A 19,432-nucleotide genomic window follows, 5' to 3' on the forward strand; every position below is an offset into this window, starting at 1 on the left:
ACAGAGTTAAGGTTTTTTGGTTACAAACTGATAAAAATCAGTTCTTTCTTAATTTCCATCGACCAAGGCCCGCACCTGTTTGTACCGAAAACAACTTACCAAATGATCGTTTACCATACCGGTAGCTTGCATATGGGCATAAATAACTGTGGAGCCAACAAACTTAAATCCGTGTTGTTTTAAGTCGGCTGAAATTGCATCCGAAAGTTTGGTTTTGGCAGGCAATTCAGCAAGCGTTTCAAATGTATTCTGAATGGGTTGGTGGTCCACAAATTTCCAAATGTATGCATCAAAACTTCCATACTTTTTCTGAATTTCCAAAAAACACTGTGCATTATTTACACAAGCCCTTATTTTTTGTTGATTGCGGATTATCGACTTATCCGCAATCAGCTGCTGAATTTTTTCCTCGTTGTAGGCAGCAACCTTTTGCGGATTGAAATTATCAAAGGCCTTCCGGAAGTTTTCGCGTTTGTTTAACACAATTTGCCAACTCAATCCGGCCTGAAATCCTTCCAACACAAAAAACTCAAAGAGTTTATTATCATCGTGAAGAGGCACACCCCATTCTTCATCGTGATACCTGAGCATCAGCTCGTTTTTTGTTCCCCAGTTGCATCGTTTACACATAATTTTAGATTTGAGTGGGTATTCGTTAAAAAACCTAACAAACTATTACTTCAAACTATGAAAATACTATTTTTGTTTGTTTAGAAAAAAGACCATGAGAAAGAAATAGTAGGTAATGAGAAACTGGCTTATGATTTGTTACAAAGCTGAAAAAATCTCAATACTCAGTGCTATTTTCTCAATGCTCTGTACTGTAGAAAAATGAAGAAACTTACGATACTTTTTGCCTTACTACTGTCGCTAAGCTTTTTAGCTGAGGCTCAGTTAAACATCAACCACTTTATTCGGGTTGGCCGAACCCGTATTTCTATTGGGAATTACACCGGGGCCATCGAGTATTTTAATATTGTTATTGAATTTAAACCCTACCTGGCCGAGGCATACCTATACCGGGGCACAGCCAAACACTCGCTTGAAGATTACCGCGGTGCGATTGCCGATTACGACAAAGCCATTGAAATTAAACCGTATTACCCACGTGCCTATAATAACCGGGGCATGGCTTACCACAACCTACGACTTTTCGAGCGGGCCATTGAAGATTACGACCGGGCATTGGAATTTGATGCAAGCGATGAATCGATATACAACAACCGGGGTATTGCCAAACTGGCGTTAAAAGATATGGAAGGAGCAGTTGAAGATTACAACCGGGCATTGGAAGTGAATCCGAAATCGACACACGCCCTTATGAACCGCAGCAACGCAAAAATTGTAAGCGGCGATATAAAAGGCGCCATTAAAGATCTGAACGAGGTAATAATTATCAGGCCACATTATGCAGCTGCCTATTTAAACCGTGGACTGGCACGTTTTGAGCTGGAAGATTATGCATCGGCCTTGCGCGATTACGACCAGAGTATAAAATTTGATCCTAAAAATGCACTGGCTTTTAATAACCGGGGAATTGTTAAACATAAATTAGAAGATTATGAAAGTGCTATTATGGATTACGACATGGCTGTACAGTTAAATCCTGAAATGGCAAGTGCGTATTTTAACCGTGCTATGGCGCGCGAAATTTTAAACCGCCCCGGTTTTGAAGAAGATTACCGGATTGCAGCCCAGCTAAATCCTCAGTTTGATTTAGATGCCAGACGCCTGGATGCAGAAAAGCTGGCCTATCAGCAGCACCAACAAAAAAATCAGCAAAAACAACAAAACCAAAATTCGCAAGCCAGTCAACAAAACAATACAGTAACGCCAACCGCACAAGCTGCACCACCTCCAAAACAAGAAGAATTATCTGCCGAAGAAAAAGCACAGAAGCTGGAAGAAGAACGCAAAAAAGAGCTGGAGGAAGAAAAGCGCCGACGACGTATGCGTATGGATTTAGTGGTTGAAGATACCCGCGATATTCCGCAGGAAGAAGAAATGGATGTTGACGATGGACGCATTCAGAATAAAAATATTGTTATTGATTTACAACCTATGTTTTTCATTTCGGCCTTTGAGAAAAACTCGGTTGATTACGATCGGTTTCAGTATTACAATATTCTAATTGACGAACTGAATGCCCTAAATAATTATGACCCCTTGCTATCGATAACCAACAAACCGGTAACCACTTACCAATCGGTTTTCGAGAATTTTATTCTGTTTTTTAACGAAAAAATTGCCATCCAGGGAAACGCCCACAACTATTTAAACCGGGGCATATTTTACAGTTTAACCGGAAATTACAACCAGGCCTTTGCCGATCTTGACAAGGCCATTGAATTGGATGAAAAAACAACTATCGCCTATTATACCCGTGCCAACACCCGTTATAAACTAAAAGAACAGGTTGAACTCCTTGCCGGAACAAGCTCGCCTGCTGCACTTACTTTGCGTGAAGGAAAAATTAACGATAACAGCAACATCAAACCATCAACCATTGAATACCAGGATATTTTGGACGACTATGCCGTTACGCTGTTTCTCGACCCGAATTTCTTTTTTGGCTATTACAACCGGGCTTTTATAAAACTACGTCTGGGCGAATACCGCAGCGCTGTTGAAGACTTAAACCGGGCAATCGACCTTGAACCCGAATTTGCTGAAGCCTATTTTAACCGGGGCCTTACAAAAATTTTTCTCGACGATATTGAAGGAGGCGCACTCGACCTGAGCCGCGCCGGAGAACTCGGAATACATGGTGCCTATAATATTATTGTACGGTATTGTAATTAAGGATTGAAGAATGGAAGTACTGATTTTGAGAGCTAATAAATAGCTTGATTTTGCTTAATTGGCTATTGAAAAACTGATAAAATGCCGGGAGGGGCATGGTGCTGCCAATTTTCAATTCGCCCGGCACAACTGTTCTCAATTTTCCACTTTTGCCTTGCACTTTTTACTTTATACTTTTTACTTTTACCTTTACACTTTTTTCTTGAATTATGAATCAACCACTTGCAGAACGTTTACGACCAAAAACTTTAGACGACTATATCGGTCAGGAACACCTTGTTGGTAAAGATGCTGTTCTGCGCAAAATGATCGATTCGGGAAAAATCACGTCTTTAATTTTGTGGGGGCCTCCGGGTGTTGGCAAAACCACCCTTGCCCGTATTATTGCCAATACACTTGAACGGCCTTTCTTTACTTTAAGTGCCATAAACTCGGGTGTTAAAGATATTCGCGAGGTGATTGACAAAGCCCGCAAGCAACAGTTTTTCAGTCGGCCCAATCCCATTCTGTTTATCGACGAGATACATCGTTTTAGTAAATCGCAACAAGATTCGCTGCTGGGAGCAGTTGAAGATGGCACTATTACCCTGGTTGGTGCAACTACCGAAAATCCTTCGTTCGAAGTTATTTCGCCATTATTATCGCGTTGTCAGGTATATATTCTTGAACATCTGGATAAAGCTGCTTTACTGAGAATTATTAAGCAGGCCACAAAAAAAGATACGGTACTTAAGGAGAAAAAAATTACACTTCGCGAAGATGGAGCCATTCTTCGTTACTCGGGCGGCGATGCCCGCAAACTGCTAAACGTACTTGAACTGGTAACTCTGGGCGAGGATGCAAAAAATATTGTAATTACCGATAAAAAAGTTACCGACAAGCTACAGAAAAATCTTGCCATTTACGACAAAAAAGGCGAAATGCATTACGACATTATTTCGGCCTTTATAAAAAGTATTCGTGGTGGCGATCCCGAAGCTGCAGTGTACTGGCTTGCCCGAATGCTGGAAGGTGGCGAAGACATAAAATTTATTGCCCGCCGTTTGCTGATTCTTGCCGCCGAAGATGTGGGACTGGCCAACCCCAATGGCCTGCTGATGGCACAGAACACCTTTGATGCTGTGCATAAAATAGGGATGCCCGAAGCGCGCATTATCCTCTCGGAGTGTACCATTTACCTGGCTACCTCGCCAAAAAGTAATTCGGCTTACGAAGCCATCGACAATGCCATTGCTCTGGTAAAACAAACCGGCGATTTGCCTGTGCCCCTGCACATCCGCAATGCTCCAACCAAGCTGATGAAAGAAATCGGCTACGGAAAAGATTATAAATACGCCCACGCCTACGACGGTAATTTTGTTGAACAGGATTTCCTACCCAAAGAGATTAAAAACAAGCGCATTTACCAGCCACAAAATAACGCTGCCGAAGCAAAAATATTGGAGCGTTTGCGTAAATGGTGGGGAAATCGATTTTAGTCATTCGTCCGCAATCAACTTTGCGGCCCGCTTTAAGCTTCGGTAAAAAGCATTGTAACTTTTCATTTTCAATCCACTAATTGAAATGCGGTTCCTTTTCCATTATTAATCATTCGGGAAATTAGAAATATACGCTACTATTTTGCCCGGCTCATTAAACCGGCCTAATAATCTACCGGGCACGCCAACCTGAAACAATTGATATTTTTACCTCTCCAGCAGTTATTTTTAACAAAGCTATTAGCTCTTCATTGGGCAACGTTCAAACAACAAGTATTGTTTTCACAATGCTAATACTTTGATATATAACCCAATATCCGTAACTTATAGTTATGATTTTCGTTTTACTATCATCATTCCAAAAAACTTCATTATGAAAAAAATCGTTTATTTTCTTATTCTGTTTTGTTTTGTGGCTTGCCAATCAAGTCAAATGCAGAAATCAGCTCCTGTCCCACTCGAAGATTTTTTTAAAAATCCTGAAAAAACTGCGTTCCAATTATCACCAAAGGGTGATTACTTCTCGTATCTGGCGCCTTATGAATCGCGCTTAAATGTTTTTATCCAAAAAATTGGAGAAGACGATGCCATTAGAATTACCAGTGAAACTGAACGAGATATTGCTGGATACTTATGGGCCAACAACGGTAGGATATTATACCTTAAAGATACCGGCGGGGATGAAAACTTCCATTTATACGGCGTAAATATCGACGGCACAAAACTAACCGGTTTAACTGTTCTTGATAAGGTACGAACTCAAATCATTGACGAACTTGAGAATATTGATGATGAGATTTTAATTGGTTTAAACAAAAGAAACCCCCAGGTATTTGATCCGTACCGCTTAAATGTAGAAACCGGAGAAATGGAAATGTTGGCCGAAAATCCGGGAAACATTGTGGGTTGGATGACCGACCACGAAGGGAAATTACGATTAGCGGTTGTATCTGATGGCGTAAACATATCGCATTTGTACCGCGAAACCGAGGCAAATGAATTTAGAATGGTTTTTACCACAAGTTTTAAAGAAAACCTCAATCCGGTGATTTTCACTTTTGATAATAAAATGGTTTACGCCTTGTCGGATTTAGGTCGAGACAAACAAGCCCTTGTTAAATTCGATATTGTCAAAGGAGAAGAGGCAGAAGTTCTTTTTACTACCGATGAAGCCGATGTTAGTGGGGTGGACTATTCGAAAAAAGAAAAGAAATTAATAGCCGCCAACTATTACGTAGCCACTCGAAATACTCACTTTTTTGATGCGGAATCAGAGGCGCTTTTTAATAAAATTGTAGAGCAACTTCCTGGGTACGAGGTGCGGTTCGCAAGTGCCAATAAAGCAGAGGATAAATTTATGATACGCACTTTCAGCGATAAATCGAGGGGAGCCTATTACCTATTCGATAAAAACAGCGATGAACTAACTAAATTGGCAGAATTGAGCCCGTGGTTAGACGAAAACGAATTGTGTAGCATGAAACCGATACAATATACTTCGCGCGACGGGTTAACCATTCATGGCTACCTTACTGTTCCCAAAGGATACGAACCTAAAAATTTACCGGTAGTTATTAATCCGCACGGCGGGCCCTGGGCGCGCGATTACTGGGGATTTAATCCGGAGGTACAATTTCTGGCTAATAATGGGTATGCGGTTCTTCAAATGAATTTCAGAGGATCAACCGGATTTGGAAAAGAGTTCTGGCAATCGTCGTTTAAAAAGTGGGGGAAAACAATGCAAAATGATATCTCTGATGGTGTTAACTGGTTAATCGACCAGGGAATTGCTGACCCGGAACGTATTGCTATTTACGGCGGCAGTTACGGTGGCTATGCAACACTGGCTGGCTTATGCTTTAGCCCTGAACTTTATGCGGCAGGTGTAGATTATGTTGGCGTTTCAAATCTGTTTACGTTTTTAAACACCATTCCTCCCTACTGGAAACCAATGTTAGAAATGCTTTACGAGATGGTTGGACATCCGGTCGAAGACAGTTTGCTATTGGCATCAGCCTCGCCGGTTTACCATGTGGATAAAATTGAAGCACCTCTCTTTGTGGCGCAGGGCGCAAACGACCCGCGTGTAAACATTGATGAATCGGATCAGATTGTTAATGCCTTAAAAGCACGTGGCATCGATGTCGACTATATGGTTAAAGAAAATGAAGGACACGGTTTTAGAAACGAAGAAAACCGCTTTGATTTTTATCGCAGTATGATCACGTTTCTGGATGAACACCTAAAAACAACAGAGCAATAGATACTTTCTTTAAACTATGGTCAAACAACAAAAAGGATGGCGTCTTTCATCTGGTCAAATTCAGAAAAGATGCCATCCCTTTTTACACTTTTATCTGCCCTTTGCTCCCTGAAATTAGCTCAAAATATTCTTGCAAAACGCCACACACTTTACAATTTCCTGCTGAGCATCCGATCCTTCGGGTATTGGATATTCTAACTCAATATCGGCATAGATATTCCATTTTTTTTCTTTTATTAAACCCAGAATATCGGACAGCGGAGTTTCACCCTCGCCCCAAACCTGGTTGGTATTGGCAGGCTCCGAGTTTATACCCGTTTTATCCTTAAGATGAATACTGTAAATTCTGTCGTGCAATTTTTCAATTAATTCATTGGGGTGTTTACCGGTAGCACCAAAATAATGCCCCACGTCGAGGTTAAGTTTATTGGCAGGGGAATGTACCAGGAACTCCTCAAAATCAAAGCCGGGCTCTCCCGGCTGCGCGTGGTTATGGTAGGCAGCAATCATTCCATGCTTTTCGGCAAATTTACCCAGTTTTCTGCAGGCCGCATCACCAATCTCATTGGTCACGGCTCCGGCTCCCAGTATTTTTGCCGCTTTAAAAGCGTAGTCAATTTCATCGTCGCTCCAGTTGGCAGGTGCAAACTTTACGGTATGCACATGGATACCTGCATCATCAAATAACTTTTTAAGCGCATTGTATTTTTCAACATCCACTGTTGCCCGCCACTCTTTCTGCTTTTTTGTGGCTTCTTCCCTGGCTATTCTAAAAGCGATACGTTCTTCTTCGGTAGCGTCGCGTCCGGGCCAACGCGGTGTTGCCGGTGCACCTGCCCATTCTTCGGCGGTATACCCCATTAATTCAAGCGAGGTAATATTGGCAGCTTTGCAATAGGCAATTATCTCTTCAACCGAATCGGGCATACTACGCCAGCTGTAGGTAATCACCCCAACAGGCACACCACCAAAGGTTGATCCTGCATTTTTTGGTGTACAACTAAAAGCCAATGGTGCGAAAGCCAATGCAGTAGTACCGGCAGCTGTTGTTCGAATAAAATTTCGTCTTGATGTTTGATTCTTTTTAATCATGGTTTATTTTATAAGTTGGTTCTTGTGGTTTAAATTTAAAAACAATTGTGCAAGTAACAATAAAAAAAGCCTCACGATAGCGAGGCCTGAATTATCCGATGTACGTTTGGGTATTGGGTACATTAAAAAGGGACATTCTTTTTTTGACAACAGCACGAAAATAGAGTGATTTTACTGAATTGAAGCTGCTTCCATAACTTATTTATTTAACCCTCTGTTTTTATGATTGGATGAATTATTTTCCGAAATACGAGCTCTGTTGCAAAACCTTGTTATTGACTTAAGTCTATATTTTTTGTAATTTGAAAGAAATTAAATCAAAAACACAAATACCTAAAACAAATTAAAATTAATCCGGACATGCATTAAGCGATAATTTAAAATTTATTTCCCCATATAAAAAAACCACCTGCGCCGGCAAGCAGACAGGTGGCCCGTTATAACATTTAAGTATAAACATTAAAACAAAGTAAAGATGGCAACATTATCTGAAAGTAAAAAACGCGATTTTGTATCGCAAATGATTACACTGTTGGAGCAAAATGCCCAGCAGTTTAGCGACAAAGGATATAATCCTGAGAATAAAATAGAAGAATTAAGAACACAGCTCTCTGATGCCGACGATGCCGAGGCAAAACAAACCGAGGCAAAAGCTGCAGCTAAAGATGCAACAAAGCAAGCCCAGAAAACTTTGGATGTAGCTTACCGAAACGGTTCAGCTACAGTCGACCTGATTTCGGGCTTATTGGGCAAGGATGATAACTTGCTGCTTGAAATAAAGAAGTTACGTAAATAACAGTTAAACGTGGGGAAAGAGAGAAGCCGTTCGGAAAGGAGAAATCCCGAAAGAACGGTTTTTTTATGCTCAAAAGTTCCTTCTTGTCTCGCATAAGTTTAGGCTGCCATCTATAACTAAATACAAATTCTGAAAACAAGAAAAATGATCACTATACAATAACGAATATCCAATGTAGAACAATACAAAACGCATGAAATTGAAGTTGATTTGAATATTTTACAATTTAATCAGTGATATATGAAAAGTGTAACAACCAAAGTTCGAAATAACAATTGCAAATAACTCCCCTAATGCTAGGGTATACCCCCGAAGCCTTTGGGCATGTTCCCAAGGCTTTCGGGAACAGGGTAGCATCCTTTGGGAGTGTGCCCACGGCTTTAGGGCAAAGGGTACGGTCCTTTGGGGGCATTCCCCAAGGCTTCGGGGATAGGGAACGATAGTAATCCACAAGGGGATGCTGTTCTGGGAGTATACCCGGAGCTTTTGGGAACAGGAGAAAATTGCTGGGATGCCGGAATTAGTGTATCGCTCATGGCTTGAAAGCACTGTATTTACTACTAATACAGCGAAATTATCTATAAAAAATCCCCGTTAAAAACAACGGGGATTTTGAATGTGAGTGAAATACGAATTACGATTTGAAATGCTGCTTAGTTCTTTTTGAGTACTAGTTTTTTTACAACCTCTCTATCATCTGATATTATTTTTACAAAGTATATTCCGCTTACTTTATCAGCTAAATCAAACCTGATTAGTTCTGATGGCATATATTGTTTATGTAATATTCTTGCTCCATTAATGTTATAAACAAACAACTCAATATTATTAGTACCAACGTCACCAAATTTAATATTAACCATACCTGATGATGGATTAGGATACATACTCACTTCAAACAGTCCTTCTTCAATTGTCTCAATAGACACATTAATTTCTGATGATTTTATACAAACCGTAAAAGTGTCAGAAACTGAATTACTAAAGAGATTAGTTGCAGTAACAATCATGTTGTAACATAAAGTATCTGAAGAACCGGGAGTAATTAATAACGAGTCATTCTCATAAGACATCCAATCAGGTAAAGACATTGTTGATTGTTCTACAACAGAAATAGTAATTGAATCACTACCAGAATCATTAAAATATTCTCCAAGTTTGGAACTAATCGAAATGGTTACAGTTTCATTCGAATAAAATGATGTGTCCGGAATCGACTGGATAACAACCGGGATTGTTGGCTGGCTTTTCACCACTAGCTTAAATATTTGAGTAGCCTTTGCTCCTTCACTATCTTCAACAATCACTGTAATATTACCTTCACCAATAACATTTGGGGCGAGTTGGACATCGATTGATCCTTCCTCTTCTCCTTGTAAGTAGTTTACATCAATATTTGTAACTAAATCAGTGTTCGCACATGTAGCAGAAACCTCGACAGATTGATTTTCACAATCATGACCATAAGATATACCATGTAATTCAACATTTATCTCACCTTCTCCTTCAAATATATCAATATCGTTTATCGAATCAATTGATGGAGCGTCGTTGGTCGGTTCCACAATAACCTTGAAAGAAAGCATTGTTTCATTTCCCGATTTGTCAGTTACCGACCATTTTTCGGTTGTGGTACCTATCGGGAAAGTACCATTACTGCCTAAGCCTGTAATCAGTTCTTTAGTTATCGAACAATTATCACTTGCAGTAATTTGAGGATAACTAATTTTTGTTTCACAAGTACCAGGATCAAGTTTTACAATTACATCAGCTATTGTACTCACAACAGGATCTGAATTATCCAGCACATTTACACTTGTTATACAAGTTGAAGAATTTCCACATCCATCGGTTACAGTTAAAGTAACAGGTATTGATTTTCCTGCATCATCACAATCAAAACGATTTGGGTTGGCACTTATAATCAGATCGCTAAATGAGTCGTAATTATCGGTACTTCCATTTGCAAGTGTTTCCAAATTGCTTTTGCCTAATGTATAAGTTCCTGATGATCCAAGTACGACACTAACAGAATTACAAACCACGTTTGGTGCAATATTATCATTAACCTCAATATTCTGCACCTGATCGCTTGCAAAATTTCCACAATTATCTTCGAGACTCCATGTTCTTTTAATTAGCCAGCCACAATCTGTTTGAGTCGTGTCATCTGCATAGGTAGCTTCTATTGATGTACTGCACAAATCTGCTTCATCCTTAACATCTCCTGTAATTGAAGTGTCGGCATCAAACAATGCATTTTCATCCATATAAATTACTATATCATCCGGAATTGTATAAGTAGGCGGTGTTGTATCCTCTACGGTAAAGCTGGCTGAGGCTGTGGTTTTATTACCACATTCGTCTTCCGCTGTCCAGGTAACTTCTGCCATACCAGTTGAACCACATATATCACTTAATGAATTAAAATCATTGTTTATATCAACTGCGCCACCACATGAATCTGTTGCATTAACCTTAGCTAACCATTCATTAATTACAGAAGAATAATCAGATCCATCGCATTCAACGACGGTATCTTTCGGAATAGTAGTAAATAAAGGCCCCTTGGTATCTGTTACTGTAAATGTCGCTGAAGTTGTTGCACTATTACCGGTTGAATCTATTGCCGTCCAGGTAACCAGAACAGAACCGGTTTCAGCACATTGATTCGAGAGTGAAGTATAATCATTTGTAATTACAATTCTTGTGTCACAACAATCATCTATCGCAGCAACATTTTTTAACCATGCCTGCAACTGTGATATATTGCCACTACCATCACATTCCACAACGGTATCTTTGGGAATAATTGTAAACACCGGTGGAGTAATATCCTCAATTGTGAATGTAGCAGTTGTTGAAACCGAAACTCCACAATCACCGATGGCAGTAAAGGTAACGGTATAGCTTCCTGTATTACATCTTCCGGGAGTGTAATCATCCATAGTATAATTCCAGCTTACATTGCCACAACCCAAATCGACTGCTCTTGCCCCTCCATGATTATCTAACCAGCTCTGATAATCTATTTCACCATTTTCGCAATTGCTGGTCTGATCTTGCGCTTCAACATCGATTGCTAATGGCTGATCAACCACTTTTATATATGCAGTTTTAACTTCTGTATCTTCACCTTCGGAATTTGAAGCCGTTAATGAAATTGTATAATCGCCTGAGGAAACATAAGAATGATTTGGATTTTGAACAATACTTGATACTCCATCTCCAAAATTCCAGGACCAGTTCGTTGGATTACCGGTCGACAAATCGTTAAATAACACAGGATTATTAACAACTAAAATAGTAGGTAAAGCATCAAAATCGGCATCAATAACATAAGGATTTAAATCCTGATTGATATACTCATCCTTTACATAGCCATCACAACCTGACACGCTAAGTTTAAATGTAATTTCACCATTGCTTGAGTTTTTGGGAACAGGTAACGTAAAACTACCATTTCCAGTACCATTTCCGCTGGCAATTAGCGTTTCACCTTGTTTAAACTCGTAGCTCCATTCACCGAGGATAGTTACGTTATATAAAACATTCGCCCCTAAATAAGAAACATTTCCTGATAGATCAGAAGAAAGTTGAAGATCACATTCTGGCACAATAGTTACTTCATTTGATTTAACAGATATTCCTTGAGACTCGCCATCATTAGGTTCGACTATTGCATACCAGATTTCATTAGCAGAAGTTTCTTCAGAAGAAATAGTTATCAGATCATTATAATCGGATAAGTAAATATTGTTTCGATACCACTTAATGGAACTATTATCTTCATCAATGTCTTCATCAATAAAAGTATAACTCAGTGTTAATGATTCTGAAATTTCAGGACTTACTGGATTAATCGTAACATTTGAAACTCCAGGAATATCATTCTCATCCAATATATTTATAATAAAAGATTGAATAATTGAGGCTCCGGCATTATCAGTTGCCTTTATAGCAATAGAATAGTCCGTTTTATACTCAAAATCAAAAACAATATCTGCTCTTAAATTTCCTTCAGAATCGATAGTAAAAGCATTATTATCAATGTATCCATCAACAAATTCAAATTGATGTGTATCTCCATCGTCAGAGTCAACAACCTTTAGAATTCCGATTACATCGTTTACTGAATTATTCTCGAATAGCACAGATGAACTTAATGACAAATCAATTGGAGAATGATTAACGGAACCTATTTCAACAGTATTAGATGTTTTTATTGTTCCATTTTCTTTTCCATCATATGGTCCTATTTTTACAAACCACTCATCTCCAGAAGCGGTATTTTCTGACGCAACTAATGACATTCCATCGAAATCAGCTTGATGATCACCATTTTGATACCACTCAATAATGGAATTATCACCATCACCATCTTCATCTGAATAATCGTATGAAAGATTTAGGTTCTGATTGCTTGTTGGATTTGATGGTGAAATCTCAACATTTCGAACTCGCGGCAAGTCGTTCACATCATTTAGATTAACTGTTACTTCAGCAATAGATGAAGCTTCGGGATTACCATCATCGGTAACTTTTACCCTGAATTTATATTGTTGATTTTCCTCAAAATTGAAATCACCTTCATCTCCAACCCAAAGAGAACCGGAACTTGCTCCAAGTACAAATGGACTTGTCTGACCATCGTAGAAACTATAGGTTAATTCGCCTCCCTCTGGATCGTTTGCATTTATATTTCCAATTAAAGTTGCTGCTAAAGTGTTTTCATCAATACTGAATGATTGATCTGAAATTGTAGGTGCTTCATTATCTAGTTGTTTTGTATAGAATACCTGGTGAGGTTCAGGATCATCAGAACTCCAGGCACTCCAATTCCCTACTTCATCCATAACACGTACATGCCAATGATATTTTTTACCGGGCACCAATTCCTCACTTATTTTCTCAAAACCAGTTACAGGATCTACCCCAGAAAAAGTTCCCGACGAATATGAATGAGTAGTACTTGTTCCTGTTATGAAACCTGTTTCATAGACAATGTTATCATTATCATCATCACATCTTACTCTTAACTCATAACCAACCTGAATGTTACCATCAGGAGAATTATAGCTCGTCCAGTTAAATAAAGGAGTTAAGGTTATAATTTCTTCATTTAATGTCGGAGCTATAGGTTCCGGAGTGTCAGGGACTGACGAAGATACAGTCTTGCTTAATAAATATTGCTTTCGAGCCTCAAACATATCATAGAAAGATCCGGTCATGTTTTGCTCAGAACTAGTATTATCTGGCACCCAAAGAGCATTTACTCTTAAGTCTGGAGTAAAAGATAAATTGTGTTCACCATCTGTTTTAAACTTAATCGGTAGATTAAGTGATATATTATTGGCTGTAGCCAAATTAAATAAACTGGATCCACCTCCTAACAACAATTTCAATTCACCAACATTGGCCAGTTCAAGGTCATTTGTATAATGCGTTTCAACTTTGCCTGTAGCACCAATACCAAAATGAACTAAAGCTTCTGTTGCCAAATCTTTTACCTCATTTTTTATTACTCCTCCTATAGTGCTTGCTATAATTTCTCCTTTCCCTAAGGTAAATAGACTTATTGAAGCCATGATAGCCTCTTGTAAAACGGTATTTCCATCAATTTCTAATTGAACCTGATCAGACAATAATTCTACATTATCGCTATTATAGTGGAAAAGTAACTGACTCATTCCTATTCCGTAAATATCTTTGGGATATGCTGCTCCATAATCATTATCCCAATCATTACCCACAGTTATATCAATTTTTAGGTTATAAACAGTGTTAACTTTGGGTATTTCCGGTAACCCTGAGAATTTTATATTTATTCCTCCGTCATTGACTACGATTGCATCATCAACACTTCGAATATCCTCATCATATGGCAAATCAGTAAGTACAACAGGGAACTCTCCACTGGCATGTAAAGGAAGCACTACTTTCTCTTTTGTGAAGTATATACCTGGAATCCATGATTGTTTTTTGATGTGAAATGAGAATTCCTCATCTTTCGTTTCTGGTGTCACTTCAAAATTAAAAATTTGTTCATCGCCGGCATTAAGAGAATATGGCCCATCTAATGTATTAACCCATTCCCAATTAATCGGATTAAGTTTTCCATCTCCATCATACACTTCAACCTTATATTTTCCACTTGTTCTTGGTTTAACAGAGAATTTAACGTTACCTGGCTCCAGAATTGTTAAATCAGACTCTACACCATTAAAGTATGATCCTTTAAAATCACGGTTTTCAACACCCGTTGCCATTATCATCCAATTAACATCCTCAGGATTGGTTTTCCATTTCTCATAGTCATATACACCACCTCCTTCAGTACCTGGTGTTGAATTAAAAGGACCGAACTCAAGTGATGCAGAGAACATGACTTCGATATCCCCTTGATGATTAATCGTGATCTCTTTATTATTGTCGAACCACCATCCTTCAGGTCTAATGTTTTTATCTATTGAATAGTCATGCCAAATTCCAATCAGGTGCTTATTGTTCTCATCATCTAATAGAGTATAAACCGATGAGAACATTGTGTTATCATCAAAAGATAATTCATCGTTACTCAAGTCAGATTTTATATCAACAAAACATGTTGCCCTATCAAAATAGAATGTTTGTGAAACGGATGCTGATTCTCCTAGCTGTACTGATACACTCTGGTCTTCCCACTGTGTTTTTATTGTTGTTTGGCCAACATCCTCTGATACTTTGTCTATATCTGTGCGGACTGCATTGATTACAGCCTCTTTGTAGGGGGTGAAGAAATCTCCTGTGCCACCTACATATGGAAGAAGATTTCCTTCAGCTGTAGGTTGCCCATTTATTATAGGTTTTGGTTGGCCAAATAACATTATCGTATTAAAAACACTTGCAAATAAATTATACGCAATTTGACCATCGGTATATTCAACTTCAGGCAAAATAGTTTCTAAATCGTATTGACACTGATTTCCATGATGAAGAAAAGTTTGATCATTTAGATCCGGGAAATTATCATTTAACAAACATTTCAAAGTAATTCCACTTTCCCAATTTAAATCGTTAGGTTCTGGCAGCAAAAATGTAACAATTTGTACCTTATATTCTCCGGGAACAACCTCCTTATCAGCTCCTACCGGGAAAGAAACTTGTTCTGTTGAATTTGCTTCTAAATTGAAGCGATAAGTATGATCCGATTCATATATATCTCCATTTGGATATATTATGCGATATTTTAGTCCTGTTAACTCGTCTGTGTTCAATGAATTTGTGACCGAAACGTCAATACCAAATTTCTCATGTACATTTTTAGTATAGCTATAGTAACCTACACCATCCTCGCTCATAATGCTAAATCGATCGAAAGTGAGAAATGAATAAGGAGACATTTCATAATAACCATAGCTGTTCAATGTCCTGTTTGTCTTAAATTCTGAAATATAGCATTCTGTAGTTTGGAGATTAAATGTCCAACTTTTTACAGCTTCTAAAGAGTTCCCAGCTAAATCTTTAACATCAGTATTTATTTGACATGTTAAATCGTATGCTGAGCTGAGGGTTGAGTTTATATCGATATACACGTAGTTTGTAGAGCTTTTATCTAAATTTATATTCCAATTCAAATTTTGTGCTTGCTGCGATATAATCAATGAGCTAGTTGTTAAAGTATTCAAATCAATTTCATCACTAAACTCAATAATAATTCCCGTTGAATTCAATAACTCTATTGGAATACTTTCTCCATCTTCAGGGAATACAGAGATAATAGTAGGAGGAGTTTCGTCAATAACATCATCAATCGTGAATGCTATACATTCTTCCCAATCCAGAATATCTGTTATTATCCATTCTCCATCAATGTAAGTTTCAATCTTTACTTTAACATATAACGTTTTTCCCAGCCAATCTTCTTGAACTGTAAATGGAATTGCTACAGAAGTATTTCCATTTGCGTTTGCGGTAAATTGTGTTAATCCTGATTCAAATTCGGCACTTCCCGTTTTATCTGTATCAAGCCAAACTTGCATGCGGCTGGTAAAGTTAGTATTGTAATTGTTTTTAATATTTATATCCAGATTTAGATTGGCATTAACAGGTAATTTATCATCTCCGGGATAAAAAATAGTATTCCCATTAGATGCTGCGTACCAAGTTGTGTGCGGATATGAACGCTGTGCCTGAATAGCTCCAACACCATCTTCAATTTCAAAGTTATTCTTGGCCCATAGTTCTTGCTCTTCAACCGCTACATCCGAATTAAAAACGTGGTATTCATAGCTTGAAGTAACTGGTAATCTGAATATGTAATATCCATAATCATTGGTAAGTTCTGACCATTGATTGTCTTCATTACTCTGATCAATGATTTTTACTAGTGCACCAGCTTTAAAATTACTGGTGTTTTCTAATACATGGAATGTAACATTAGCTGTTTCAACAACAACTACGTTCCATTCAACCTCTCCTTTTAGTCCTTCTTCATCCCAAAATTCACAAACGATTTTATGATTACCCTCTGTTTCAAAAATATAATCTGTCAACTCAGAATCCTTATCTTCATGTGATTCAAATAATCCCCAGTCAATAATTTCATCTTTTATCAAACCAGCATCATAATACCATTTTGCCCGATATAAGTTCTTATCGTTATCAATTCCATTTGCAATAAATCTTTTTGAATCTCCCTGATTAATAGAGATATAATCAGAACCTGGTTCTACTTTGCTGACAATCGGAGGATTATTACAATGTCCTGTTAAAGATATTTCAAGGTCCGGACAGTTTGAGCCATTGATTTCAACTCTGGCCTCATCATCTCCATAACCAGAAGGATTGTATTGAACATTAATCGTTTTAATTTCATTAGCAATAATGTTAAAAGCTCCTCCTCCTGAGATTATTGTATATTTCTCCTTGTCTGATCCGGCAAGACTAATTTCTCCAACTGCGTCTCGGTCTCCTGTATTTGTAAGTGTAAATGAAAGCTCAGTAGAACTACTTGATTCCCGGCTTGCAAAATCGAGAGATGATTTGTCTGATACTAAATTAGCAGGATCTTGTATTGTAATAAGTTTATAGGCTGTATTGTTATCCTCAAATAATTCATTAATTCTGTTCGGTTGGTCTATTTGCGCAATTAGGTAACAGGGGTTATGAGGACTTAGAAGATCACTCTCATTAATTGTTATTGATTTAGTGTCATCCCAAATCTCGTTAATACTCATAATTGCTGTAATACCAAAATCTTCGCTGGCGATTTGAATATCATCACCATCATCAAATTTCGAATCAGAAGATAGATAATATTTAATTTGCCAGTAATCAGTAATAGTGGTTGCTTTTGTTCCTGTATTTTTAAATTTAAGATCTAAATCAATACTCTCTCCAGGAATTATTTCTAATGGTTCATGAACATTATATTCAGTAAATTCAAAATCAGGATTTGGTTCTGGATCAACATCTACTGTAATTTCTAAATCATTATTCCCAGTTACGGTTTCAGCCTCAGGATTTATTATTTTATCAACAACAACCAGAATATCGTGATTCCCATCTGAGTTAAAAGTATAAGATATATCCTCTGTCCTTGTATCTCCGGGATCAAGACTTCCGTGGCTATCTGATCCTACATTTGAACCATCAACATAGTAAGTTAAAGAAATATCTTCTGCAACTTCATCTCCATTATTTTCGAATGTAACGTATATCGTGGATGAACTACCTTCAACAGGTGTAGAAGGATCGGTCCAAATACGTGTTACTTCAATATCCGGCGTTTTGATATAAATAGGAAGGGCAACATATTCATCTGCATTGTTATCCTCATCCAGTTCCTCAATATTGTCATTTACATCTATATATGCTATAAGGTAACAGGTTCCAGAGGTTTTTGGCAAATCTGATTTATCTATTGTTGGACTTTCAGTATCATCCCAGGTTCCTCCCGGGCTCAAAGATGATGTTCCTCCAAAGGTTCTACTACCTATTTCAATATCTGTGGAACTATAATACCGATCTGAAGATAAGTAGTATTTTAGTACAACAAGAGCATAATTCGTACTCTTAGTTCCTTTGTTCCCTACATCACATGAAATATTTAGTTTCTCTCCAGGTGTAACCTGTGTTTCTGTAACATCCAGATTCGAAATATATAGGTCAGGGCTATTTTCATAATATACTGTTATTTTCCAACTATCAATTCTTCCATCATCACCTGACAACTTATCAGTGGCAACAAGAGTCCACGTTTGATTTACCTTTTGGTTAGTTGGATATGATGTTCTGCTTCCTTCAGAAGTTTCATTATAACCATCCCAAAGATTATCTCCCGTTTTTGAAAGCCGAATTTCGCCATCATTCCAAGAACTAGTTCCGCATTTTAAGTATACATCACTAACATAATCATGGTCAATATTCCATTCATATATAATTCTCGAAGCATATACACCTGAAGGTGCTCCAGAAATAGTAATATTCGAATAAGCTGCACTTAGATCAGCAATTGTGTAATCCGTTGAATTATTGTCATTCTCACTGTCTTCAGCAGTAGCAGATTTAAGATCTTCTTCTAAATCATGAGAACTTTCATCAGATTTGATCTCAAAACCGTATTCAATAATTTCAAAATCAATTTTGTTATCTTTTAATATCGAAACTTCGTTTTCGTACAATTCATAAGTCCTGTCTTGCCAATTTTTACCAATTAATCCCTCTTTTAAAAGTAGGTCAACTTGAGTAGGAGACAACTCACCATATTGTAAAACAATAATTTGTTTTGATTCAAGCGCTTCCTGGGCTTGAATTCCTGTAAAAAAAATTGATAATAATAATAATAATAATAGTAGTAGAATTTTTTTCATAACCTGATTCAGTTAAGTTTAACATCATACTAAAAATAACTATGATAAACATTGGTGCTTTATCGAACCTAATTGGCTTATTGAATCAACACTTTTTCTGATTGAAGGCGAAGTTTGTACCAACAAACAAAATCAAACTAAAAACAGA

The 19,432-nt window shown here is 37.8% G+C and carries 7 protein-coding genes; 4 read left to right on the top strand and 3 right to left on the bottom strand.

What is annotated here, in order from left to right; all coding sequences use genetic code 11:
- Window positions 1–48 precede the first annotated feature (48 nt).
- A complete protein-coding gene (locus QZ574_RS12690; protein ID WP_297090027.1) occupies window positions 49–630 on the bottom strand; it encodes a DNA-3-methyladenine glycosylase I in 582 nt (193 codons plus the stop codon).
- 201 nt (window positions 631–831) lie between these two features.
- Between QZ574_RS12690 and QZ574_RS12695 the strand changes: the two genes are divergently transcribed.
- From QZ574_RS12695 to QZ574_RS12705, 3 genes are all read left to right on the top strand, one after another.
- Window positions 832–2,802: a tetratricopeptide repeat protein gene (locus QZ574_RS12695; protein ID WP_297090029.1), complete on the top strand. Its 1,971-nt coding sequence runs from the start codon at window positions 832–834 to the stop codon at window positions 2,800–2,802.
- A gap of 209 nt (window positions 2,803–3,011) precedes the next feature.
- Complete coding sequence (locus QZ574_RS12700) at window positions 3,012–4,280, top strand: replication-associated recombination protein A (RefSeq protein ID WP_297090031.1); 1,269 nt, start codon at window positions 3,012–3,014, stop codon at window positions 4,278–4,280.
- Window positions 4,281–4,653: 373 nt separating this feature from the next.
- Window positions 4,654–6,543: a S9 family peptidase gene (locus QZ574_RS12705; RefSeq protein ID WP_297090033.1), complete on the top strand. Its 1,890-nt coding sequence runs from the start codon at window positions 4,654–4,656 to the stop codon at window positions 6,541–6,543.
- A 114-nt stretch (window positions 6,544–6,657) separates the two neighbouring features.
- Here the strand turns inward: QZ574_RS12705 and QZ574_RS12710 are convergent, their stop codons facing one another.
- Entirely contained in the window at window positions 6,658–7,635 is a 978-nt protein-coding gene (locus QZ574_RS12710; protein ID WP_297090034.1) for a sugar phosphate isomerase/epimerase, read from the bottom strand.
- A 475-nt stretch (window positions 7,636–8,110) separates the two neighbouring features.
- Between QZ574_RS12710 and QZ574_RS12715 the strand changes: the two genes are divergently transcribed.
- Entirely contained in the window at window positions 8,111–8,431 is a 321-nt protein-coding gene (locus QZ574_RS12715) for a hypothetical protein (protein WP_297090035.1), read from the top strand.
- A 653-nt stretch (window positions 8,432–9,084) separates the two neighbouring features.
- Here the strand turns inward: QZ574_RS12715 and QZ574_RS12720 are convergent.
- Window positions 9,085–19,284 (bottom strand): CARDB domain-containing protein, encoded by a 10,200-nt coding sequence (locus tag QZ574_RS12720; protein WP_297090037.1) that lies wholly within the window; start codon window positions 19,282–19,284, stop codon window positions 9,085–9,087.
- Window positions 19,285–19,432: the final 148 nt, after the last annotated feature.

This window comes from uncultured Draconibacterium sp. (genome assembly GCF_913063105.1).
In the GTDB taxonomy this organism is placed as follows: domain Bacteria; phylum Bacteroidota; class Bacteroidia; order Bacteroidales; family Prolixibacteraceae; genus Draconibacterium.